Consider the following 23,270-nt stretch of genomic DNA (forward strand, 5'->3'; position numbering starts at 1 on the left):
ATAAGAGTGCTATTTTCATATTTTGCTTATGTGACAGAGAAAAAGAAAAAGAGTAATATGAGTGAACATAAAAAAACGAGAGGACTGATGACATCTCGTTTTCTCTGTTTTATTTGTTTTCATCTAATAAGTTTTGAAAGATAAACAGGGCATTAATGGAGTGAGGGAAGCCAGCAACCTTTGTACAGTGTTTAATAATCTCCATAATTTCTATGACAGAAAGTCCAATATGTAATGCTTGTTCAAAATGAGTCTTTAAGTCTTCATCACAATCGCCTTTTGTGATGAGGGAAGATAATGTGCTGATGGCCTTTTGTTTTTCATCTAATATGAAGTGGTTGAATTCTTTTTGTTCACTGAGTTCAATGGTTAGTTGTTCAATGTTTGACCGAATGCTCTCGTTCTCATGAATTGAAAGCTTCTCTCTGTTACCTGCCGCTGTTTCTTGTTTGACCTGGCAAGTTTCTTTTTCTTCATTCAAATTGAACTCCTCCGTTTGTTATCGCAATTTTCCATTTGTTCGTTCATTATGGCTTATGTGCCTTTTGATAGATGTAATGGGTATATAGTAGTATTATCGGTTTGCTGCGTCAACTTTTTAAGTGTGTAATGCTCCTCAAAGGAATGATTCATGCGATTTATTTTTCCATTTTGAAATGGATCATAAAAGGGCTAATGAATAGATGTCCGTTAGCCCTTTGTAATCAGCAATTTCATAAAAGTTCTACGCATTTAGCGGAAGAATGGTTTCATTTTTAATGAATGATATCCATCGGCCTCATCATGTCATAATCTTCATGCTCTAAAATATGACAATGCCACACATATCGGCCGGTATATGGAACAAATCGAGCAACGATCCGAATGACTTCACCTGCATGCGCCTGAATGGTGTCCTTGTAGCCTTGTTCATGTAAAGGAGGCGCTTCGTTTGGCCCTGTATACACGATTTCTCCTGTCGATTGATAGACTTCTGTATCAAACGGCCTTCTGTCTAATACCCTAAATTGAACAAGATGCAAATGAATAGGGTGTGTACCCCTGGTTGGATTGACGATGGACCAAACCTCTAGACTGCCAAGACGAGGATTTTCCGTGACAGGGTCATTCCAAAAGTTGTTATCGAGCAATAGGATTGGGCGGCCGTATTTATCCTGTGTGCCGGTAAGTGTGAGTGTACGCTCTCTATCAGCTCGACTTGGCCGAAGCGGTGGCAGCGGTTTGAAAATCGGACGTAATGTCTTAGGTACCCTTCCTTTTAGCGGACGTGTGACTTTGAATTGCATAATGTTCGCATCTGTTTCAGGATTCACATCCTGTCCGCAGCCGGCTGTATTTTTGAGAGTGATCGTTTTGTTTTCGTAAGCTGAAAAGTCGATGATGACATCGAAACGTTCAGCAGGCGCGATGCTAAATGATTGATGGCGAACGGGTCTTGGCAAAAAGCCCCCATCTGAACCAATTTGCATGATTGTAGCGTCGTTATCTAGATGCAGCTCATAAGTTCTAGTATTGGACGCATTTAAAATACGAAAACGGTATTTTCGCGGCTCTACTTCTAAATACGGCCATACTTTTCCATTGACTAAGATTGTTTCTCCACAAAAAAAGGGCACGATGGATGGGTCTGGAATGTCACTGTCTTCTGGCGAGTCATTTGGTCTGCTAGGATAAAACAGTGAGCCATCCTCTTGAAACGTACGGTCCATAATCATTAAAGGAATGTCATAGTCATCTTTCGGAAGCTCTAAGGACTTTTCAAATGCATCTGAGATCAAATAAAACCCAGCTAAACCGGCGTACACATTTAGTCGTGTCAATGCCATCGCATGATCGTGATACCACAATGTGCAGGCTTGCTGATGATTCGGGTATACGTAAGTCTCTCTTTCAAAAAAAGGGCCGGTTGCTTCAAAGTCCCTTGAAAACCAGGCCTCTGGGTAGCCGTCACTGCTTGCTGGCGTGACACCGCCATGCAGATGAACGACTGTTTTGACCTCTGGTTCATCGTGATGCCCAGGATGAATGGTGTGATCGACAGGGAGGAAATGTTTCAATGGCAATTTGTTCATCCATTTCACTTTGACCTTTTCATTTCGATTGGCTTTAATGGTTGGACCAGGCAAACTGCCATTATAGGTCCATAACTTGGTTGGGGGCAGGTCTCTATGAACTTTTAAGAATACCTCCTCCATAGCAATTTCATAATACGTTTGTCTTGGGTTTTTTTTGACGGGCTCCGCGACTTCTGGAATTGGAAGCTCGTCAACAAATTTTTCTAGGTTCATGTTGACTAATCCTCACTTAAATACAATTTGATACAGTATAAGTGCGGACATCCAAATAGGTGAATAAAATAAAAAAACCCGCTTTTCAGCGGGAGAATTACGGGTGTTTATTTTCAAGCGCCGCATTTGCAGGCACTTTTTTATTCGGTTTAAAGATAAAATAAGCAGCCAGTACGCTAAAGGTAATGATACTCGTCAAAATGAGCTGTGGCCGCATGGATTCGATAAACAGCATCGATGCCAAGATGGCGCAAATGACCAAAATGGTAAAGTACGTGAGGTATGGGAACAGCCACATTTTGATTTTGAGCTGTTCTGGATTTTCTTTTTCGATTTTACGGCGCATTCTTAATTGTGAAACGGCGATGACCAAGTAGACAAGAAGGGCAATGGCTCCAGATGCATTGACTAAGAACAAAAAGATGGTTTCAGGATAAAAATAGTTCATCATGACAGCAATGTAGGAAAAGAAGGTACCTGCGACTGTAGCCGCTACAGGAACACCACGTTTGCTGATTTTCATAAAGCGTTTCGGAGCTTCGCCTCTTTCTGCTAATGAATAAAGCATTCTGGACGTTGTGTACAATCCGGAGTTTAAACAAGATAGAACAGCTGTTAAGACAATAACGTTCATGACTTGAGCGGCTGATGGAACACCGATGTATTCTAATACCGCAACGAACGGGCTTGTTAAAATACTTGCGGAATTCCACGGAAGTAAGGTGACAACGACAGCAATTGATCCGACATAGAATACGATAATACGCCATACAACAGAGCGTGTGGCTGTCGTCACAGATTTGACTGGGTCTGCTGATTCACCAGCCGCTATGGCCACAATCTCCGTTCCCATGAAGGAAAAGATGACGACAACGATTCCGAGTAACACAGAGCTGAATCCATTTGGAAGGAAACCGCCGTTCCCTGTTAGATTGGCAAGTCCTGAAGTATGATGACCGCCAAAACCAAAGATAAATGCAAAACCAATGAGTAGAAAGAGAATGATGCTGACGACTTTAATCAATGAAAACCAATATTCAAATTCGCCAAAAGATTTAACAGAAAAGATATTTGTTAATGTTAAGAGGATTGTGAGGATAAGACTTGTGAGCCAAACAGGTGCATCTCCATACCAATATTGAATAATGGCAGCACCAGCAATGGCTTCAATGGCGATGACGATCACCCAGAAGAACCAGTAAAGCCAGCCGATTGTAAAACCGGCCCATGGACCGATAGCATCGCTCGCATATTGTGAGAAAGAACCGCTTGTCGGATAGGCACATGCCATTTCTCCGAGCATTCTCATAATAAAGATCACCAGAAGTCCGGCAAAAGAATAGGAAAGAATGGATCCAGGCCCTGCAGAATGAATGACAGCGCCGCTACCAACAAATAGCCCTGCCCCAATGACCCCAGCAATGGAGATCATCGAAATATGTCTTGTTTTAAGGTTTTTTTGAAGACCGTTTGTCATGTTGGACATTTCTTTACCTCCAAACATTTCTCATGAATAGAGAATTTGTTTTTAGAATATTTTAAATTTTATCACACTGAATTGTCATTCAGCATTGGACAGGTTATCAAACTGACATTTCAAACCTCTTAACATGATGTTAAAAAGTATAAAGGATTTGAGAGATTATGTTCCCTCTTTTCCTTCGGATGATTCTTAAAATAACATAAAAAAGGGGGTGGGGAAGTTGTGTCACAAAATAAAATTATTCTGATAATTTCCCCAAGGAGAGAGATTTGACGATATGTCCATTTTGAAGAGAATTGGAAAAAGGTTGATAGGAGTAGGTCTTGAGGTCGTTTGACCTTGTAAAAATAAGTTTACTTAGGTCAACACATTTCTATTTATCCTATTTTGCTGACATAAGCGAATCATGTTGCTGTAGACCCACACGGGCTTTGCTTTGTAAGATAAATAATAGAAAAGTGATGTGTGAGGAGGCGCGGTTCGACATGGAGCGCTATAACGAATTAAGACAAGGTGAAACGGGTGCTTGGGTCAGCATCATTGCCTATGTGATCTTATCTGCGGTCAAGCTCATTATTGGGTACGTGTTTCATTCAGAGGCTCTTTCGGCAGATGGATTGAATAACACGACGGATATTATTGCATCCCTTGCTGTGTTGATTGGGCTGCGTATTTCTCAAAAGCCGCCTGATGAAGATCATCCATACGGTCATTTTAGAGCGGAAAATATTGCGTCTCTTGTGGCTTCCTTTATCATGATGCTTGTTGGGCTTCAGGTTTTGCTGAGTGCAGGGAAGTCGCTCTTCTCATCTGAGCATCAAACGCCGGATATGATCGCGGCTTGGACGGCAGCAGGAAGTGCTGTTGTGATGTACGGTGTGTATATTTATAACCGCAATCTGTCCAAACGGATCAATAGCCAGGCTCTTCATGCGGCAGCTGCTGATAATAAATCAGATGCGTATGTGAGTATTGGAACATTTGTAGGAATTATGGCTTCTCAATTTCAGCTGGCATGGATTGATACGCTTGCAGCGTTTGTCATTGGCTTAATTATTTGTAAAACTGCATGGGAGATTTTCAGAGATGCCTCTCATTCGTTAACAGACGGTTTTCATATCAAAGATATGTCTAAATATAAAGAGACCATTGAAGCAACACCAGGAGTGGGCGATTTAAAGGATATTAAAGCGCGTTATCTTGGAAGTACAGTCCATGTGGATGTAGTGGTTGAGGTCGAGCCCAACTTGAACATTGCAGAAAGCCATGATATTGCAGATGAAATTGAACGCAGAATGAAACAGGAGCATGATATTTTACACTCTCATGTTCATATGGAGCCAGCAAGTGAGCCGAAAGAAGAGAAGAAGTCTTTTCCATCGTGAGAAGGCTTCTTTTTTATACGTGCTGATGTTATATGCAAATGCGTGTTGTATGGTAAAGTTAGACTATATGAAATTTGACAGAAACGTGATAGGAGGATCAGGATGGCATTTGAAGAACCGATGCATTCAGATTTACAAAAAATCGTAGATAACATCAATAAAGTCATGGTTGGGAAAAAAGACATTGCGATATTAAGCCTTGTTGCGATTTTGGCGAAGGGGCATGTGCTGCTAGAGGATGTGCCTGGTGTAGGGAAGACGATGATGGTTCGTGCTTTGGCAAAATCCATTGGTTGTGAGTTTAAGAGAATCCAATTCACTCCTGACCTTTTGCCTTCAGATGTAACAGGCGTGTCGATTTACAATAAAAAGACGAATGAATTTGAATTTAGGCAAGGACCGATCATGGGGCAGATTATTTTAGCTGATGAGATCAACCGGACCTCTCCTAAAACACAATCAGCTTTACTTGAAGCGATGGAGGAAGGCAGTGTCACTGTGGACGGGGAAACGATGCCGCTTGCGGATCCATTTTTCGTCATGGCGACGCAAAATCCAGTTGAATATGAAGGAACTTATCCGCTGCCAGAAGCGCAAATGGACCGGTTTTTATTCAAGCTGCAGATGGGATATCCGACCATGCTCGAGGAGCTGGAGGTGCTCAACTTGCAGGAGAAGCAATCCCCGATTGATACGCTCCAAGCTGTCATGACAAAGGAACATATCCATGCGTTGCAACAGGCTGTTCAAACCATTCATGTGGATGCATCCATTAAAGAATATATTGTTGAAATTGCTCAAGCGACGCGTAAACACCCATCTGTTTATCTAGGTGTCAGTCCAAGGGGATCGATCGCCTTGATGAAAGCGGCACAGGCGTATGCGCTTTTGAATCAGCGCGATTATGTGATTCCTGATGATGTACAGTATTTGGTGCCTTATACATTACCGCATCGTATGATTTTGACATCAGAAGCGACATATGAAGGGAAGAAGGCGGAGACACTGCTGCGACAAATGCTTGAGCAAATTGGCGTGCCAGTTCAAAAGTCGATGACTCAATGAAGTCGCGTCATCGTTTAGCAGTTTCATTATGGTTACGGGTGATGATGCTCATCATTCTCACCGCGGCAGCCTTTTGTTATGCCATGTTTCAGGGAGGGTTTGTGAGTTGGTTCCTTTTTTATGCATTTTTACCATATGCTTTGTATGCATTGCTGTTTGCGCTCGTTCCGCTTCGCGCGACAGCCAAGAGAACATTACAGCAAACCTGCTTGAAGGCGGGGGACGTGCTGTCCGTTGACCTTGAAATCAAGCGGACACATCCATTTCCGTACGTTTACGTCATGATAGAGGATGCTCCGCCAGACACCTTTCATTTACAGGAACAGATTGAAATGAAGCAAATGCTGTTTCCTTGGTTTCGGAAAACATGGCGATTTACTTATCAATTGAACGATATTCCGCGGGGAGAGCATCATTTAACAGCAGTTAGAATCAAAACGGGTGATATGTTTGGGTTTGTTGAAAAAGAAATCATCATTCCGCTAGAGAAAAAGCTGCTTGTCTACCCAAAAGTGCTGGATATCCCTGTAGAGCCTGCTGAGTCAGTGAATGAAAATGGAGGCAAAGCGGTTCACTCGTGGTTAAATGAACCGACCCATGTGACAACAGGCGTACGGGAATACCAGCAAGGAGACCGGTTTGCTTGGGTGGATTGGAAGACGACGGCCAGAAGAGGCCAGCTGATGACGAAGGAATTTGAACAGAATCAAGCAAAGGACCTTGTCGTGTTTGCTGATTTTACTGATCAAGCTGTTTATGAAACAGTTGTCTCTATTACAGCATCTGTTCTTCAAACGGCTGTGAAAAAAGGAGTGCCGTCAGGTCTTGTCCCACTAGGAGATCAGCATGCCTTTCGAGTCGATCAAGGAGAACTTCATTTACAGGACATGCTTTATTATTTAACAAGAGTGCAGCATCAGCCTTCCCGCGCACTAGAATATAAACCGTTAGCAGCGAGTGAGTATCAGCATTCAGGAAAATATGTCGTCACAGGTCAGCTGCAGGAGGAGCTTGCGGCAAGTCTCTTTGGAAATCTAAATAGAAAGAACATCACCGTGCTTTTAGTGAAGAAAGCCGTTGACCGTTTGACGACAAAAGAAAAACAGCTTGCAGACCGGCTCAAGGCCTCTGGAATACGCATCACCCTTTTATTTGAAGACCGGCTGCACGAAAGAACTGTGAGGTGACAAACATTTATGCTGCATACGCATCTGCGGCAAAGCCGTTTTGAATTGTTCATCTATTATGCTGTAGCTTTTCTGCTGCTATGGGAGTGGCTTCGTCCACTTCAAGATTTTACAGAGACGAGCCATACGTCTTATTTCATCATTTTTATCGGGCTTACGTGTTTGTTTACGTTCTTTCGTCTGAAGTGGTATGTGACGTTTCCTATTTGTGCTGGACTGATTTTGCTCGCCTTATATTTGATCTTTTATCAATCAGCGCCAGGCTATCCGTCTGCTTTGTTTGCTGATATTAAGGATAATATCACGTTAATGAGCATGGGTATGTGGAGTGACATGTATCCGTCTTTCCGCACATTGTTGTTTTATATTTTGCTGTGGCTGCTTGTCTACTTGCTTCATTATTGGGTGGTCTATCAGCAGCGTATCTTTTTCTTTTTACTGATGACGGTTGTGTATGTCACGATTCTTGATACGTTTACGCCATATGATGCGACATTTGCGATCGTTCGTATTATGGTATTTGGCTTTTGTTTGCTTGGATTGCTGTATTTCGATCGACTGCGTTCAGCTGAGGGCGTTCGGGTGTCACAGAAAGCGCGTCTAAAGTGGTTTTTCCCCATGCTGGCGCTTGTCCTTCTATCAGCGTCACTCGGTGCTTCTTTGCCAAAGTCTGATCCGAAATGGCCCGATCCTGTCCCGTTTTTTAAGGCGGTCACGAATCAAGATGGAACAGCCGGGCAGAATAAAGTGGGATATAGTGCAGATGATTCGGCGCTTGGCGGACCGTTTAGTGAGGACCGCACACCTGTCTTTAAATGGAGCGGAAAGGAGCCGTCTTACTTTCGTGTAGAAACAAAAAGTATTTACACAGGAAAGGGCTGGGAGGATGCATCAAATGATACGAAGCCTACTCGGCTAAAGGAGGACACTGTGCCGCATCGGTGGTTTACTGAGCGAGTGAAAACAGAGGAGCATGAAACAAGAATCGATATAGAATCGGATTATCGATTTAATCATGCTGTGTATCCTATTGGAACGATCATGCTGACACCAATGGAAAACATTCCGCTGCAAATCATAGGCAAAACGGAGAAAATTGTCCCGTCTATGCAAAACCCACCCAAAAATTTAGGGAACTATCAAGTCAGCTTTTTATCTCCTACATTTATCCTAGAGGATTTGCAGAGAATCAAAGTACCGACAAAAAAGCAGGTGAATCAGCAGGTTGGCCGTGAATACTTGCAGCTTCCATCCTCACTCCCAGAGCGTGTGAAAACTTTGGCAAACAGCTTAACGGAAACGAAGGATAATATGTATGATAAAGCGAAAGCGATCGAGGATTATTTAGGATCTGCGAAGTTTTCATATGAAACGCAAAATGTCGCTGTGCCTGGTCGTAATGAAGATTATGTGGATCAATTTTTATTTGATACGATGATTGGCTACTGTGATAATTTTTCAACCTCTATGATCGTGATGCTTCGATCGATCGGGATTCCGGCGAGATGGGTGAAGGGATATACGTCTGGTCAGTTATATGAAACACAAATGGATGGAAACAATGTGTATGAAGTAACCAATAACAATGCGCATTCATGGGTAGAGGTTTATTTTCCAAACAGAGGCTGGGTCACCTTTGAACCGACAAAAGGATTTACAAACCCAGAGACATTTACAAATGAATCCGTTTCAAGTGATCAAACGGATGATCAAAAGGAAGAAGAAAATCAGTCTAGTTCTGATGCAAGTGAAGAAAAGCAGCAAGACCAGCCGCAGCAGCAGGAGACAGAGCAGCCGGCACAACCAAAGGAACAAACAGCGAAGGCAAAGCCAAATATGGTACATGCTGGTTGGGTTGTAGGTTATGCGGCAGGAGCTATTGTCCTGCTTGGATTCATCAGCTGGATGCTTTATCGATTCAGAACAAGATGGCTGCCATTCTTTATTGTAAGAAAGGTGAAACGTCTGCCAGAGGATGAAGCATTCTTCTATGCATATGCGGCTCTATTAAAGCAGCTAGGGCGCAGGGGAATTGAGAAAAAGCCAGGTATGACGCTAAGAGAATTCGCTTCTTTGATCGATGAGAAGGATGGAGATCATTACATGTCAGAGCTGACGCAGCTCTATGAACGTGCGCTTTATCGGCGAGAGGATTCGTCGGCGCTTTGGCAGCAGTCGGCAAAGTTATGGGAAAATTTAATAAACAGGAGATAGTCTTGACCGCGTACCTTCCTGTTGTTAGAATAGGTGAATATTAAAACCTTCTAAAATACATGAAATTGAAGCGTTCGGATGTGAGTCTGGGCGCTTCAAAAGCGTGATTCACACTGAGAGCAGGTTTTCTCCTCTCATTTTTTCTGTGCGTTTATAAAAAACTATATTGGACATAGAGGTGACACCATGACAAATTTAGTAAATGAAATGATTTTGGTTCTCGATTTCGGCAGTCAGTACAATCAGTTGATCACACGCCGTATTCGTGAATTTGGTGTGTACAGTGAGCTTCATCCGCACACTTTAACTGCTGAAGAAATTAAAGAAATGGCGCCTAAAGGAATCATCCTTTCTGGTGGACCAAACAGTGTTTATGATGAAGGATCTTTCCGCTGTGATGAAAAGATTTTTGATCTAGACATTCCGGTTCTAGGCATTTGCTACGGCATGCAGCTCATGACTCACTATTTAGGCGGGAAAGTAGAAGCGGCAAGCCAGCGTGAATATGGAAAAGCAGATATTCATATTAACGGAACACCTGCTTTATTCAAAGACCTTCCAACGGATCAAGTCGTTTGGATGAGCCATGGTGACCTCGTAGTTGAAGTACCAGAGGGCTTTACAGTCGATGCAACAAGTGCACATTGTCCAAACTCAGCGATGAGCTTAGCTGAGAAGAATTTCTATGGCGTTCAATTCCACCCAGAGGTACGTCACTCTGAGTACGGAAATGACCTATTGAAAAACTTTGTCTTCGGTGTGTGTGATTGCGATGGCAAATGGTCAATGGAGAACTTCATTGAAATCGAAATGCAGAAAATCCGTGAAACAGTAGGCGACAAGCAAGTATTGTGCGCACTAAGCGGCGGTGTTGATTCATCTGTTGTGGCGGTATTGATCCACAAAGCCATCGGCGATCAGCTGACATGTATTTTCGTTGACCACGGTCTTCTTCGCAAAGGCGAAGCAGAAGGGGTTATGAAAACATTTAGCGAAGGTTTCAACATGAACGTGATTAAAGTAGATGCAAAAGATCGTTTCTTAAACAAGCTAAAAGGTGTGTCTGATCCTGAGCAAAAACGTAAAATCATCGGTAACGAATTCATCTATGTATTCGATGACGAAGCGGACAAGCTAAAAGGAATCGACTACTTAGCACAAGGAACACTTTACACAGACATCATTGAGAGCGGAACAGCAACAGCGCAAACAATCAAATCTCACCACAACGTAGGCGGTCTTCCAGAAGACATGCAATTCGAATTGATTGAGCCACTCAATACGCTATTCAAGGATGAAGTCCGTGCCTTAGGTTCAGAGCTGGGCATTCCTGATGACATCGTCTGGAGACAGCCATTCCCAGGTCCAGGACTAGGTATCCGTGTACTAGGTGAAATTTCAGAAGAAAAACTAGAAATCGTCCGTGAATCGGATGCAATTCTACGCGAAGAAATTGCCAACTTCGGCCTTGAGCGCGACATCTGGCAATACTTCACGGTTCTCCCAGACATCCGCAGCGTAGGTGTTATGGGTGACGCAAGAACATACGACTACACAATCGGCATCCGTGCTGTTACTTCTATTGATGGTATGACGAGTGACTGGGCAAGAATCCCTTGGGATGTACTTGAGAAGATCTCGACTCGTATCGTGAATGAAGTGAAGCATATTAACCGCGTGGTGTATGATATTACGAGTAAGCCGCCTGCTACGATTGAGTGGGAGTAATAATTAAGAATGATATAAATTGATTAAGCCTATTTTACAGTGTTTATCGTGGATCAAATGCTGTGAAATAGGCTTGTTTTTATATGATTCCCCACCGAATAACCCCCCAAAAGCTCTTTTTTAGAAATCTGTTTTTATGATATTGTAAGTGTTTGACGTCATGACAGTATCATGCTATTGTAAACGTAAAAATGGGAGGTCTTTTAAATGGCAAGTACAAAGTTTTCTTTCTACCTTAATCAAAAAGGAGAAGATAGCTTAAATAAAGTCCAAAAATTAATTACAGAAAAGGAAAATAGAGTAACGAAAGCGTGGATTATTAATACTGCGATTATAAAGTACTATGAAGAAATAAAAAAACAATATCATAACAAAGATGATGCTACAGAATAGTAAGCAGAAGAATTTTAAAAGGAAAAAGATTATGGATAACATAGTCTTTTTTATTTTTCTCTTGACGTCATGACGTTGTCCGTATATTATCTACATATATATAATGTCATGACGTTTTGATTTGATTGTGAGGGGGGTGAAGTGATGGAGAAAAGAGAAAAATCTATACGTCTGATGAATAAGAGAATAGAAAAATTAAATTATCTGATGAAGCAACTTGCCAATTTATCGACATCTCATTATTCATATACAGAAGATGAATTAGATTATATGATTTCAACAATCAAGCAAAAGAATTCATATGCTGTAGGGTGCTTAGAACGTAGGAAAGAACTAATTAAAGAATAAAGTAAGAAATGTTGTGCAATAAACTGAGCTAAATAATTTAAATGTTATTACTTATAGTGAAACGCAAACAGAGAGAGTTATTGATTTTTTGAAGTATCCTTCTTCATAGATAATTATTAGGAAAAGGAAATAACATACTTGCAATGGAGAGCACTAATTAAAGCTTCTCCATTGCAAAATTTGGAGAAGAAAATAAATGAAAAATATAATCAAAGTGGTAAACAAATTTATCTTTGAGACAGCTATAATTCTCCTACCCTTTACGATTGTGTATTTGTTATTGGGGAATTGGCTGTCAGGTATTACGGATTTTGGTAGAACTTATGTGTTTTCATCTGATGTAACTAACCTTCGTGAAGTTTATGGGACAGGAGTAAAATATGGCTGGATAGAGTTTGATACCTTTGGTCAAGGTTTTAAAAATTACAGTTTTAATGTTTCCTATGTATTTTGGGGCGGATTAGTATCTGCAATTCTTCTAGTTTTGATTGGCAAGTTAATTCATGTGGTCCTTGTAAAATTATTAGTGAACCGAGTAAATATAAAAAATAGAACTTGAAAGGGCGTTAGTAATCTGTGAAGCTAGAGGCACTAAAGAATATCCTTAGTAGAAGGCAGAGTGAATGGCATCATGTTGTTTTTCCGCGCAGGAAAATGAATTTATTTAAATATCTCCTTGGAGTATTCATATTTGTGCTGACAGCTTTTTGTGGAATGGTGTCTAATGCTATTCCTCCACTAATAATTAATATTCCTGTGGTGTATCGTTCTGTCAGTTTTAATGGTTTCGTTAATCTAATCATCATCACTTTTTGGACGGTATCCATTTATAAAAGTATAAGGCTCTACTTTAACTTTGTTAAGAATCCTAAATCATGGATTGCGAACAATTTAGCTTATATGATTGATACTTTGAAATTATATGACGAGGAATACTTTGAATCTATTAAAAACGATAAAGTTGTTAGGGAAAAGCGAATTGTCAGAGTAATTCGCATTCAATATAGGGAAACAAGTAGGCATGTGGTCGTAAGGATTTTACGTGATGGTGACAGGTTTACCAAAGAAGCCACGAAACTAGGGGAGAATTTAGAAGCTGCTTTAGGCTTGGAACTAGACTCTACCAATAAGTCGGTAGATTATGCTGAATATGTATTTTTAAAGCATAAAGATGAACGTATAGATTTAAATTCTACTGTAACTAACGTAAATGATTCAGATGAAATCAAAATAACGGGCAACATATCTTATGAGCTTCATAAGGCCCCCCATTCTCTTATTGTAGGAGGTACTGGATCGGGCAAGTCATTCTTTATATTAGGTAAGATTGTTAATTATTTGAAGTTGACTCCGCAAGCTGATTTACGAATTATAGACCCTAAAAAAGCTGATTTGAGTCTGTTTAGATTTATTACTGGATTTGAAAATAAAGTTGCAACAGATGCCAACCAAATATGTCGAATTCTTAGAGAAACTGTCGAATTGATGGAACGAAGATATACGGAGTATTTTAATGACATATCAGCTTTCGGAAAAACGTATCGAGACTTTAATTTGCCTGTCGTTATTGTGATATTTGATGAATTTTCAGCTTTTATGCATTCAGTGGATAAGAAAATTGCTAAAGAAGCATTAGATTATGTATTTACTCTAGTAATGAAAGGTAGACAAGCTGGAGTAATGATCGAGATCCTTATGCAACGTCCATCCGCAGATGATCTACCTACAAATATAAGGGCACAAATGGGGTTTAAAGCTGGGTTAGGTGCTATGGATTCCATTGGCTATAATATGATATTTGATACGAAAGACGTTGAATATAAGACTGTCACAGAAAAAGGTGGAGGTTACATACAACTAGATGGCAAACACACTTCTCCAGTTTATTTCGAAACGCCGTATATAGACAAAGATTTTGATTTTATAGCAGAAATAGAAAAACTAATGATTCAGAGAGCAAATTAAGTGTTTAATGCTATTCTTGTCAAACAGCTACAGCCAACATTGACCGTCAATTTTTGTGAAGGTTTGAGGCGGTGGCAGAGCCATCCGAACGGAGTGGTCGAAAACGTTCAGAAAAAGTGATGGCCAGTTGAGCGATTTTTGCTCAACATGAATCGAAAAATAGGGTCGCACCAGTTGGGTAACACTGGTGAATCTCCCTCAACGAAAATGCTCGAAACTCTTGGTGCTCATGGGTTAGAGGGCTGTGTGAAATCCCGAGAGTTGGGGATTTAAAAAATGATAAAGAGGTGTCTGTAAAAATGGGAAAACTAATATTAAAATCGTCTAAGTTACATTCGTTAAATGACTCGGAAAATGTGGATCTAGCTGATTTCCACTTTGATATTAAACAATTTAAGATTCCTACAGCAATGCTGATTCAGAAAGACGGCTTTACTACTCGAATTGAAAAAGAAAAAAATCTAAATGGAGAGTTAGTTGAAACTGGAAAGTATTCTGTCACATTTAAAGTATATGATCGTCCATTTATCGAACTCGTCTTACAAAATGGCGGTACTGAAATTGGCTCCCCTATTACTGTAATAGTTGAAAAACAGGATAGCCTACCTATTTTAGATGATTATGAAGATGGTGAGTTCATTCCAATTTCCTTTTCGGGACTAAAAGTGAAGCCTAAAAAGGTTCAAAAGAAAGCATTTGTTGGGCAAGGTAAACCAATGATTGATACATGGCAGTATTCAGAGCTTAAAGTTGAAGCTGATAGTTACATCATTGGTGAAGCACATGAGTCGTCTAAATCGAAGTAATCAGTGTCTTATTGATTACTTTCGTTGTTCAATTCCGAATAGTGAATTTCCAATCGTTGCTAATGAAATTTTAGGAATCCCTATCTCTGAATTTTCTTCAGAGATTAAGGGATCGCCTTATCCAACATACGATAGATGTATTAGCTTTGCGAATATAAAACTCCACTCTTCGGGAAATCATGGAAGCATTCTTGTAGATATGTCAGGACAAGCTTGTCGACAGTATGAGGAATTCATGTCAAGAATTGATGGATGGCATTGGTACAAATTTGTATCATTTATTTTAGGAATACAAGGGAAAATATCAAGGATAGATTTGGCATTAGATATATTCGATAATGCTTCTCCATCTGTAAAAACGCTACAGGATTATGTGAAACGAGGGCAGTTGAGTACGAAAAGCCATAAATATGTTGAAATAAATAGTGGAAGGATTCTTGATGGAAAACTAACAGGGTTTACGTTGTACGTAGGATCATCTCCTCAAATTTTACGAATTTATGATAAGAAACAAGAAAGACGAGATAATGCAGATGAAGTTGTGAACATTGGAAAATGGGTTAGATGGGAACTAGAGTTGACAGGAAACAAAGCAATGTTAGTTGCTCTTCAAATCTCAAATGGGAAACCATTGAACGCTATAGTTAAAGGTGTTCTATCAGCACATTATTGTTTCAAGAGGCAACCTAAGAATGTTAGTGAGTTACATAACAAAAATAGGCTTCCTACAATGAAATGGTGGGGAAAGTTTATAGAAGGTATTGAAGAAATACCTTTGAAAGTACAGCGTGAAAAGTTGACTTTAAAGAAAAAGAAAAAATGGGTTGAGCATTCAACTGTAAAGTCAATAAGTATGGTCTATGAATCATTTAGGCGAGTATACGGCGAAAAATATGCTGAGGAATATTTGAAAGAGTTAGTACATATAGGGAAAGAAAAAATCACTGAGTCTGATCAATCATTAATCGAGCAACGTGTTTTAGAACTTGTAAGCGAAGATGAATACTAGTGTGGAAAGGGATATGTGTGATGGGTACAACAATTTGTAAAGATGATTTAATAAAACTAGGCTATAAGAAATATCAAGCTATTTCGCTAATTAGGCAGGCAAAAGCAATCATGGTACAAAAAGGTTGTCCGTATTATAACAACAAAAGGCTAGGGAGAGTACCGAGGGATGTGGTTGAATCAATTTTAGGAGTTTCCCTTTTGGCAGAAATGAGTAACTCCTAATGAAAAATAAAACGCAACAAACAACGAAATACCCTGGTGTATATGTTGATGATAAAGGAAATTTCTTTTATCAATCGGAATTTGGTATTGATCGAATTACGGGAAAACGAATACGTAAAAAGGGAAGAAAAGATGTTAATGGTAAGCCTTTTGCTTCTGCATTTGAAGCAAACAAAGAGTTAACTCGATTAAAAAGAGAATATCATAAGGTTAACAGTTATTCTAACTATAAAATGACTTATGAACAATTTATGAATAGTGTGTACATACCTTATTATCAAACGAATGTTGAAGAAAGTACATTCTCTGTGCGAAAAAGAATATTGGAGAAGATCAGGGATAGATTTGCTTCTATCCCTCTTCGTTCAATCTCAGTAGAAGACGTACAGCATTTTCGCACATGGTTATTAACAAGTAAAGAAAAGGGTGGTGCGGGGTATTCACAATCTTATGCAAGTCTAGTATTTGGAACGTTTCGTAAAAGTTTAGATAAAGCTGTTGAAATGCAATACCTAGAAATGAACATATCTAAGAAGGTTAGAGCTATTCCTAAAGGTAAGGCGATTGTGCCGTATTGGACAAAAGATGACTTTGAAAAGGTGATAAACCAAATTTATATAGAAGATTGTTATGAGCATCTGAATTTTGTTATGCTGTGGGTCTACTATATGACCGGAATACGAGTGAATGAAGGAACTGCTTTACGTTGGAATGATGTCGATTTGAAAAATAAACGTTTACGTGTCCATCATATGCTAATTATGAAAACGAGAAGTGATTGGAAAAGAAATTCGTACACAAAAACGGAAGATGGAAAGAGAATTATAGCTCTTGATGATGATACAATAAATATATTAACAATTTGGCGAAAAAGACAATTGGAGATAGGGTTAGGTAATTCAAACGATTTTATTTTTAGTTATGATGGATTGCCAATGATTAAATCGACAATAGGCAGAATCATTAAACGCTATTCACAATTCGCAGGAGTAACAAGTATTCAAGCAAAAGGATTGCGTCACTCCCATGCTTCATATTTAATCAATGAATTTAATGTTTCTGTTCTTGTACTATCACAACGTATGGGACATTCAAGTCCAGAGATTACTTTAAAACACTATGCCCATATGTGGAGTGGGGCAGATACTGCAATTGCTGAAATAATGGCTGGGAACGTTATAATCAAAACAGCATCACAAACAAACATTAAATTTAATGGAAATCAAGCTTTTAAAAAAAGTAATTTAAGAGGCTAATTTTGAGATGTAAGGGATTAGAATATTTAAGTATATGTAGCAAAGTTCATATAAGTATGTGATGTTAAAATAAGTCTGTTTTTCTCCTTGTACTTTGATAAGATAGAATTATAAGGAAAGAAAATACAAAAAGGCAGGTTAGGTTATGTTAAATTGGGAGAATTTATTATTAGGTGAACGAAAAAGGAAGTCAGAAAGTAAAAGTCTTCCTCACAGAAATGAATTTGATAAAGATTATCAACGAATTATATATTCTTCATCTCTAAGAAGGCTACAAGATAAAGCACAAGTATTTCCCTTACAAAATAATGATTTTACAAGGACAAGGTTAACACATTCTTTAGAGGTTGCCTCTTTAGGCAGATCATTAGCATGGAATATAGGAGAATGGTTAATTCAAGAAAAAGTTTTTAAAGATTTTGCAAAGGCTAGAGAGTTAGCCTCACTAGTTGAAGTATCATGTATAGTACATGATTTAGGTAATCCACCATTTGGACATTATGGTGAAGATATTATTCGGAAGTGGTTTGAAGATTGGTTTAATATAAAACCAGATACAAAAATAGCGGACAAAGACAGCAAAACATATGGAGAATTATTTGGAGAATTAAATGAACAACAGAAGAATGATTTTCTGTTTTTTGAAGGAAATGCACAGGCAATACGAATTTTAAGTAAGTTACAATTTTTAAATGATGAATATGGTGCTAATTTCACTCTAGCAACATTAGGAACATTAATGAAATATCCATGGGCTTCTAATGATGAAAAAATTAAAGGAAAAAAGAAGTTTGGATATTTTCATTCTGAACAAGAATTGTTTGAAGAAATAAAAAATAAGATAGGTATTGATGGATGTAGACATCCTGCTACGTATATTTTAGAAGCAGCAGATGACATAGCTTATTTAACTGCTGACATTGAAGATGCTGTAAAAAAGAAAGTAATAAAATGGGATGATATTTATAAAAATATTAAAGGAAAATTTGAAAAGGAGTACCCTAACCAATTTGCAATATTAGAACAACTAAGAGATCAAACTTTGTTAAACAAAGTACCTGATAAAGATTTAATAAATGTTCAAAATTTTAAAGTATATATCCAAGGCATATTAATAAATGCTGTAGTCGATAGTTTCAAAAATAACTATGGTTCAATTATGGAAGGTGCTTTTGAAGGGGATTTACTATCTAATTCTACAGCAAAAAAACTTTCGAAAGAATTGAAGAATGTAGCTTATAAACATGTATTTACTGATAAGGAAGTTTTAACTCTTGAATTAGTAGGGGATAGAGTCATATCTGATTTATTAAATTTATTTGTTAACGCTGTTATAAACGTTGATGGCTTAACAGAAGCTAAAACAAAACATGAAAAACTTATTCATTTAATATCAGAGAACTTTAGGCATATTCAACGAATTTCTAAAGAGGGCAAGCCTACAGTGGAATTTAAAGATTTATCATTGTACAATAGACTTCAATTAGTAACAGACTTCATTTCTGGTATGACTGATGGATATGCAGTGAGTTTACACCAAGAGCTATTAGGGGTAAGATTACCTTAGTTATAGAGGGGGGATTTAAGGTGAGTAGATATGAAAAAGAAATAAAAAATAGACTGATTTTTTTACTGGGGAAAGATTCTAATAGACTTAACTTCATTGAAGAACTGTCTAACGTAGGCGATTTATTGTTCTTTGGAGGTTCGATAAGAGATATCTGTTTGTTTCCTGATAATCCCCCTCTACCTAGAGATTTTGATATAGCAATAAAGTTTAAAGATAAAACTAATTTTGATTTAATTACAAAGAAATATAGTAATAGAAGAAACAGATTTGGTGGATTCAAATTTAAAATAGGAAATATGGAATTTGATATATGGGATTTAGAAAACACATGGGCATTTAAAAATACAAATTTGCAAGCTAGTGAAGAAAATTTAGCGAAGTCTGTGTATTTGAATATAGATGGTATTGTATACAATTTTAATAAATCTAAATTATATGATGAATTATTTAGAACTTCTATAAAAGCTTCTAAATTAGATGTGAATTTAGAAGAGAATCCTCAAGTTGAGCTGAATTTATTAAGAGCTCTTGTTTTTAAAGATAAATATAAAGAAGAATATAAGCTTAATTTTTCAAGTAACCTTAAAAGGGTTTTTAAGAAACATTTAGCAGATGAATCGGTTGAATTGGTAGAGAATCTTTATAACCTACAATGTACGCATTATAAAAAAGATCATTTATCAAAAGAAAAAATAAAGTATGAATTACAGCATATTTAAATTGCATTTACTCATATTAAAGCCTAGGAACCATAATATAAGTGAGTGCTATTTAAGGGGAATTTCATATTAATAAAGAATGATTCTCATTAGTACTACCCACCAAACGCACCACCAAAACAATGTTTTTTTCAAAACGTGCTGTCATACAAGGAAAGAGGGAGTACTGTTTATTATCGAGTGGGAATAGTTATAAAAGAGCTAGAAACCTTTGTGTATCAAGGGTTTCTAGCTCTTTTTTTAATTGCACTTTTTACTTCCATTTTAATGTGTTCATTCATCATTCCATCCCTTACACACATCAATCCATTGTGAATAACCGGAGTGTTTTTCTAATTGTTTTATTGTGAGTTCAATAGCACTGTTACTGCTCCCGCAGGCTGGATAGACTGTCTCAAAACGTTTTAGTGAAATATCTAAATAAACAGAAACGCCATTCTTTGTAGCGAAAGGACATACTCCGCCAATTTCATGACCGACCAAGTCAATAACCTCATGAGGAGAAAGCATTTTAGCTTTTGTTTTAAAATATTCCTTGAATTTTTTGTTATCAACTTTTGCATCGCCAGAGGTCACAACTAAAATAGCTTGTCCATTTACTAGAAAGGAGAGTGTTTTTGCGATTCTTTCAGGTTCGCAGCCCAGTGCAGAAGCAGCCAAGTCTACGGTTGCACTAGATACTGAAAATTCTTGAATTCGAGTATCCATATCATATTGTTTAAAATAGTCTTTTACTTGTTTGATGGACATGATCATTTCTCCTCTTTATTATCTATTATTTAATCGATATTGATGTGGTGTTAGGTGATATTTTCTCTTAAATAAACGAATGAAATGTTCTGCATTTTGATAACCAACGGCTGCCGCAATATGATCTACTTGTAAATGGCTGCCAGTGAGCATTTCGCAGGCTTTTTCCAATCTTATTTCTTGTCGAATCTCACGAAATGATTTCCCAAGCTTACGAGCTATATATTTTGACAGATAAGATTGAGAAAGGTTAAATTCCTCTGCCATCTCCTGGATGGTAATATGCTCACAACATTGCTGAATATATTGTAGCATTTGAATCATACGTATATCACTAGATTGTTTGACCTGATTGACGTTCATATGGCTTGGTTTGAATCTTAATAAGAAACATAATAATATCTCAAACACATTATTCATAATCAACTGGTAACTAGGGAACCGATTATAATTTTCTGCAAATAGTTGAAGAGAGCAGTCTAGCAAATGTTTATCCAAGTGACTATGGAAAATAAGAATATTTTTATTTTCTTTTATATACAATGCATTCAAAAAAAACTCTGAAATGACATGATTTCCTTTTAGCATTTTAAAAAACACTTTTTGAAAAGTACTCTTACGGATCATGATTTGCATGGCGATTGTATTCTCCATTACAATTGGCTTGTGTATTGTGTTAGGTGGAATAAAGGCAATATCTCCTGATTTTAAAGCCATTTTTTTGCCTTCCACTTCTACATACATCTCATTTTCCAGAACATAGATCATCTCAAAGAAATCATGGATAGCCGACAATTGGGGCATAAAACGGCTATACTTTCTCACTTCGATATCCTTCTCCTGATCTAACCACATGGTATCTTCCTTTTCAAATTCATTCTGCCCATTTAGCAAAAATTCTTCTATATATATTTGTTTATGCATTAGACTGTGTTTATCATAATCCTTCAAAAATAATTGCAATGATGTATTGTCATGCTTTTTCTGTTGGTATTGTTGATAAAAGATTTCTTGTTCGTTATATTCTCTTAAATATTGCATCACTTCATGTTTTTCAAGTTTATCTTTTTCCATCTACATCCAAACCTCTAGTTTATTTACTGCCACCACCAGGGCCTTTACTGTTGCTTCTATAATATCTTTATCAATTCCCGCACCCCAATGCATTTTTCCTTGAGATGAAATTCCAATCTGTGCACAGGCTTTTGCTTCGGAATCCTTGCCCAAAGAATTCTGTTCATAGACTTCCAAAACATACTCGAGATGAAAATATGCTTTTAACGCGTTACTGATGGCATCTAAACTTCCAGTGCCAGTTCCTTGTATGTCAATTTGTTGCTGATCTCTCAGCAAAGTTAAGGTGACTTCCTGCTTATTTCCCTTATTAAATTGATAATCAAGCAGCTGGAAATGAGGGTGAAAATCAACATACTGCTTTTCAAAAACATGATATATTTCTTCGATAGACAATTCCCTATTTGTCTGATCAGATACTTTTTTCGCTGCATATCCCATGGCTTCATTCATTTGATAAGGAAGTTTAATGCCATAATTTGTTTCTAGTATATAGCCTATGCCGCCTTTTCCAGACTGGCTATTGATCCGAATCACATCCGTTTGATAGTTCCTCCCCAAGTCAACTGGATCTACTGGGATATACGGAACGTCCCATTTATCAATATTATTTTCTTTTCTATATTTCATCCCTTTAGATATCGCATCTTGATGTGACCCAGAGAATGCGGTGAAAACCATCTCCCCAGAATAGGGCTGCCTCTCAGGAACAGTGATTTTTGTTAGTTTTTCATATTTTTTACGAATAGCTTCTAGGTTATTGAAATTCAATTTTGGATCATAACCTTGTGAATACATATTCATCGCCAAGGTAATCAAGTCTACGTTCCCTGTACGTTCACCGATACCAAATAATGTACCTTCGACTCTTTCTGCGCCAGCCAGAACACCAAATTCTGCATCACTCACCCCAGAGCCACGGTCATTATGAGGATGAACAGATAATGTCACACTGTCTCGGTAAGACAGATTTTTGTGTATATACTCAATCTGACTTGCAAAGATATGAGGCATTGAATATTCAACTGTTGTCGGAATATTGATGATTGCTTTATGATTTGGTGTCGGTTTCCAAATATCTAAAACACTATTACAAATATCTAACGCATAATCAACTTCTGTTCCTGGAAAGCTTTCTGGACTATATTGAAAATAAATATCACTATTTGTTTTTTCGGCAAGTTCTTTTACTAAAATAGCTCCATCAATGGCAATTTGTTTAATTTCATCTTTTGTTTTCTTAAATACTTGTCTGCGCTGCGCTTCTGAAGTCGAATTATATAAATGAACAATCGCTTTCGGTACCCCCTTAATGGCTTCGAAGGTTCGGCGGATAATATGCTCTCTCGCTTGCGTGATCACCATAATCGTGACATCGTCTGGAATCATGTGATGATCAATCAGTGTCCGCAAAAACCTAAACTCTGTATCAGAAGCAGCTGGAAATGCGATTTCAATTTCTTTAAAACCGATCTCTACTAGTAACTGAAACATTTCTAATTTTTCTTCTAAGTTCATAGGAATAGGTAATGCTTGATTACCATCCCGTAAGTCCACACTGCACCATATCGGAGCACTTTCTAATGTTTCTTTCTTCACCCAATCATAAGTAAGCTTCGGTGGCAAAAAGTATTTCTTTTCGTATTTTTTGTGATTAAACATCATCGATTCCTCCTGTAATTGGAATATAAAAAAAGCCTTTCATCCCCAAGATTTAACTTGGAGACGAAAGACTTCTTCTTACGCGGTACCACCCCTGTTTCATGATAAACAAACATTATCATGCCCTTATTCGGATACAGATTG

General features: G+C 38.1%; 20 protein-coding genes, 1 pseudogene and 1 other annotated feature (1 of these 22 only partly in view). Of the genes and pseudogenes, 15 read left to right on the top strand and 6 right to left on the bottom strand.

Annotated features, from left to right (window positions below; all coding sequences use genetic code 11):
* Window positions 1-109: 109 nt before the first annotated feature.
* From NST59_RS03110 to gabP, 3 genes and pseudogenes are all read right to left on the bottom strand, one after another.
* Window positions 110-481: a carboxymuconolactone decarboxylase family protein gene (locus tag NST59_RS03110; RefSeq protein WP_039176890.1), complete on the bottom strand. Its 372-nt coding sequence runs from the start codon at window positions 479-481 to the stop codon at window positions 110-112.
* A gap of 274 nt (window positions 482-755) precedes the next feature.
* Window positions 756-2,288 (bottom strand): multicopper oxidase family protein, encoded by a 1,533-nt coding sequence (locus tag NST59_RS03115; protein ID WP_039176892.1) that lies wholly within the window; start codon window positions 2,286-2,288, stop codon window positions 756-758.
* A gap of 89 nt (window positions 2,289-2,377) precedes the next feature.
* Window positions 2,378-3,774 (bottom strand): annotated as a pseudogene (gene gabP, locus NST59_RS03120) (GABA permease); the annotation flags it as partial.
* Between the two features lie 482 nt (window positions 3,775-4,256).
* On the opposite strand from gabP, the gene NST59_RS03125 reads away from it, so the two are divergent.
* From NST59_RS03125 to NST59_RS03195, 15 genes are all read left to right on the top strand, one after another.
* A complete protein-coding gene (locus tag NST59_RS03125; protein ID WP_034282879.1) occupies window positions 4,257-5,156 on the top strand; it encodes a cation diffusion facilitator family transporter in 900 nt (299 codons plus the stop codon).
* A 102-nt stretch (window positions 5,157-5,258) separates the two neighbouring features.
* A complete protein-coding gene (locus NST59_RS03130) occupies window positions 5,259-6,221 on the top strand; it encodes an AAA family ATPase (RefSeq protein WP_039176899.1) in 963 nt (320 codons plus the stop codon).
* Window positions 6,222-6,322: 101 nt separating this feature from the next.
* Window positions 6,323-7,408, top strand: coding sequence for a DUF58 domain-containing protein (locus tag NST59_RS03135; RefSeq protein WP_341040050.1), 1,086 nt, complete (start codon window positions 6,323-6,325; stop codon window positions 7,406-7,408).
* A gap of 9 nt (window positions 7,409-7,417) precedes the next feature.
* On the top strand, window positions 7,418-9,622 hold the full coding sequence (locus NST59_RS03140) for a DUF4129 domain-containing transglutaminase family protein (RefSeq protein ID WP_341040051.1): 2,205 nt from the start codon (window positions 7,418-7,420) through the stop codon (window positions 9,620-9,622).
* A 186-nt stretch (window positions 9,623-9,808) separates the two neighbouring features.
* On the top strand, window positions 9,809-11,350 hold the full coding sequence (guaA, locus tag NST59_RS03145; protein WP_024424487.1) for a glutamine-hydrolyzing GMP synthase: 1,542 nt from the start codon (window positions 9,809-9,811) through the stop codon (window positions 11,348-11,350).
* Between the two features lie 207 nt (window positions 11,351-11,557).
* On the top strand, window positions 11,558-11,743 hold the full coding sequence (locus NST59_RS03150; RefSeq protein WP_056705768.1) for a hypothetical protein: 186 nt from the start codon (window positions 11,558-11,560) through the stop codon (window positions 11,741-11,743).
* Between the two features lie 144 nt (window positions 11,744-11,887).
* Window positions 11,888-12,091, top strand: coding sequence for a hypothetical protein (locus NST59_RS03155; protein WP_056705764.1), 204 nt, complete (start codon window positions 11,888-11,890; stop codon window positions 12,089-12,091).
* Window positions 12,092-12,287: 196 nt separating this feature from the next.
* The gene (locus tag NST59_RS03160) at window positions 12,288-12,650 is read left to right on the top strand and encodes a hypothetical protein (protein WP_056705761.1); all 363 of its coding nucleotides are present in this window, start codon (window positions 12,288-12,290) and stop codon (window positions 12,648-12,650) included.
* Window positions 12,651-12,667: 17 nt separating this feature from the next.
* Window positions 12,668-14,056, top strand: coding sequence for an FtsK/SpoIIIE domain-containing protein (locus NST59_RS03165; protein ID WP_341040055.1), 1,389 nt, complete (start codon window positions 12,668-12,670; stop codon window positions 14,054-14,056).
* A gap of 299 nt (window positions 14,057-14,355) precedes the next feature.
* Window positions 14,356-14,862 carry a hypothetical protein gene (locus NST59_RS03170; RefSeq protein ID WP_034320420.1) on the top strand — a complete coding sequence of 169 codons (507 nt, stop codon included), beginning with the start codon at window positions 14,356-14,358 and terminating at the stop codon, window positions 14,860-14,862.
* On the top strand, window positions 14,840-15,871 hold the full coding sequence (locus tag NST59_RS03175) for a replication initiation factor domain-containing protein (protein ID WP_056705758.1): 1,032 nt from the start codon (window positions 14,840-14,842) through the stop codon (window positions 15,869-15,871). The genes NST59_RS03170 and NST59_RS03175 overlap by 23 nt, the downstream gene beginning before the upstream one ends.
* A gap of 20 nt (window positions 15,872-15,891) precedes the next feature.
* Window positions 15,892-16,095, top strand: a complete 204-nt coding sequence (locus NST59_RS03180; protein WP_056705756.1) for a DUF3173 domain-containing protein — start codon at window positions 15,892-15,894, stop codon at window positions 16,093-16,095.
* A complete protein-coding gene (locus NST59_RS03185; protein WP_056705752.1) occupies window positions 16,095-17,351 on the top strand; it encodes a tyrosine-type recombinase/integrase in 1,257 nt (418 codons plus the stop codon). Before NST59_RS03180 ends, NST59_RS03185 begins: the two co-directional genes overlap by 1 nt.
* Window positions 17,352-17,496: 145 nt before the next feature.
* Window positions 17,497-18,918 (top strand): deoxyguanosinetriphosphate triphosphohydrolase, encoded by a 1,422-nt coding sequence (locus tag NST59_RS03190; RefSeq protein WP_056705749.1) that lies wholly within the window; start codon window positions 17,497-17,499, stop codon window positions 18,916-18,918.
* Window positions 18,919-18,938: 20 nt separating this feature from the next.
* The gene (locus NST59_RS03195; protein ID WP_056705746.1) at window positions 18,939-19,640 is read left to right on the top strand and encodes a hypothetical protein; all 702 of its coding nucleotides are present in this window, start codon (window positions 18,939-18,941) and stop codon (window positions 19,638-19,640) included.
* Window positions 19,641-19,913: 273 nt separating this feature from the next.
* Here NST59_RS03195 and NST59_RS03200 read toward each other — a convergent pair whose 3' ends face one another.
* Genes NST59_RS03200 through NST59_RS03210 form a run of 3 tightly spaced genes read right to left on the bottom strand, consistent with a single transcriptional unit; the run spans window position 19,914 to window position 23,126 of the window.
* Complete coding sequence (locus NST59_RS03200; protein ID WP_144490766.1) at window positions 19,914-20,390, bottom strand: YbaK/EbsC family protein; 477 nt, start codon at window positions 20,388-20,390, stop codon at window positions 19,914-19,916.
* Between the two features lie 18 nt (window positions 20,391-20,408).
* Entirely contained in the window at window positions 20,409-21,464 is a 1,056-nt protein-coding gene (locus NST59_RS03205; RefSeq protein ID WP_144490767.1) for a helix-turn-helix domain-containing protein, read from the bottom strand.
* Window positions 21,465-23,126 (bottom strand): 2-isopropylmalate synthase, encoded by a 1,662-nt coding sequence (locus tag NST59_RS03210; protein WP_144490768.1) that lies wholly within the window; start codon window positions 23,124-23,126, stop codon window positions 21,465-21,467.
* 56 nt (window positions 23,127-23,182) lie between these two features.
* Window positions 23,183-23,270 (bottom strand) — a binding site (T-box leader) (it continues 176 nt past the right edge of the window).

This window comes from Bacillus sp. FSL R5-0439, from assembly GCF_038008805.1.
GTDB lineage: Bacteria > Bacillota > Bacilli > Bacillales > Bacillaceae > Bacillus > Bacillus safensis.

Bases quoted from the DNA above. Each gene is read 5' to 3' on its own strand.
- NST59_RS03210 (WP_144490768.1), bottom strand. From the start codon at position 23,126: ATGTTTAATCACAAAAAATACGAAAAGAAATACTTTTTGCCACCGAAG.
- NST59_RS03190 (WP_056705749.1), top strand. From the start codon at position 17,497: ATGTTAAATTGGGAGAATTTATTATTAGGTGAACGAAAAAGGAAGTCA.
- NST59_RS03150 (WP_056705768.1), top strand. From the start codon at position 11,558: ATGGCAAGTACAAAGTTTTCTTTCTACCTTAATCAAAAAGGAGAAGAT.
- NST59_RS03160 (WP_056705761.1), top strand. From the start codon at position 12,288: ATGAAAAATATAATCAAAGTGGTAAACAAATTTATCTTTGAGACAGCT.
- NST59_RS03175 (WP_056705758.1), top strand. From the start codon at position 14,840: ATGAGTCGTCTAAATCGAAGTAATCAGTGTCTTATTGATTACTTTCGT.
- NST59_RS03115 (WP_039176892.1), bottom strand. From the start codon at position 2,288: ATGAACCTAGAAAAATTTGTTGACGAGCTTCCAATTCCAGAAGTCGCG.
- NST59_RS03130 (WP_039176899.1), top strand. From the start codon at position 5,259: ATGGCATTTGAAGAACCGATGCATTCAGATTTACAAAAAATCGTAGAT.
- NST59_RS03140 (WP_341040051.1), top strand. From the start codon at position 7,418: ATGCTGCATACGCATCTGCGGCAAAGCCGTTTTGAATTGTTCATCTAT.
- NST59_RS03170 (WP_034320420.1), top strand. From the start codon at position 14,356: ATGGGAAAACTAATATTAAAATCGTCTAAGTTACATTCGTTAAATGAC.
- NST59_RS03180 (WP_056705756.1), top strand. From the start codon at position 15,892: ATGGGTACAACAATTTGTAAAGATGATTTAATAAAACTAGGCTATAAG.
- NST59_RS03125 (WP_034282879.1), top strand. From the start codon at position 4,257: ATGGAGCGCTATAACGAATTAAGACAAGGTGAAACGGGTGCTTGGGTC.
- guaA (WP_024424487.1), top strand. From the start codon at position 9,809: ATGACAAATTTAGTAAATGAAATGATTTTGGTTCTCGATTTCGGCAGT.
- NST59_RS03205 (WP_144490767.1), bottom strand. From the start codon at position 21,464: ATGGAAAAAGATAAACTTGAAAAACATGAAGTGATGCAATATTTAAGA.
- NST59_RS03155 (WP_056705764.1), top strand. From the start codon at position 11,888: ATGGAGAAAAGAGAAAAATCTATACGTCTGATGAATAAGAGAATAGAA.
- NST59_RS03185 (WP_056705752.1), top strand. From the start codon at position 16,095: ATGAAAAATAAAACGCAACAAACAACGAAATACCCTGGTGTATATGTT.
- NST59_RS03200 (WP_144490766.1), bottom strand. From the start codon at position 20,390: ATGTCCATCAAACAAGTAAAAGACTATTTTAAACAATATGATATGGAT.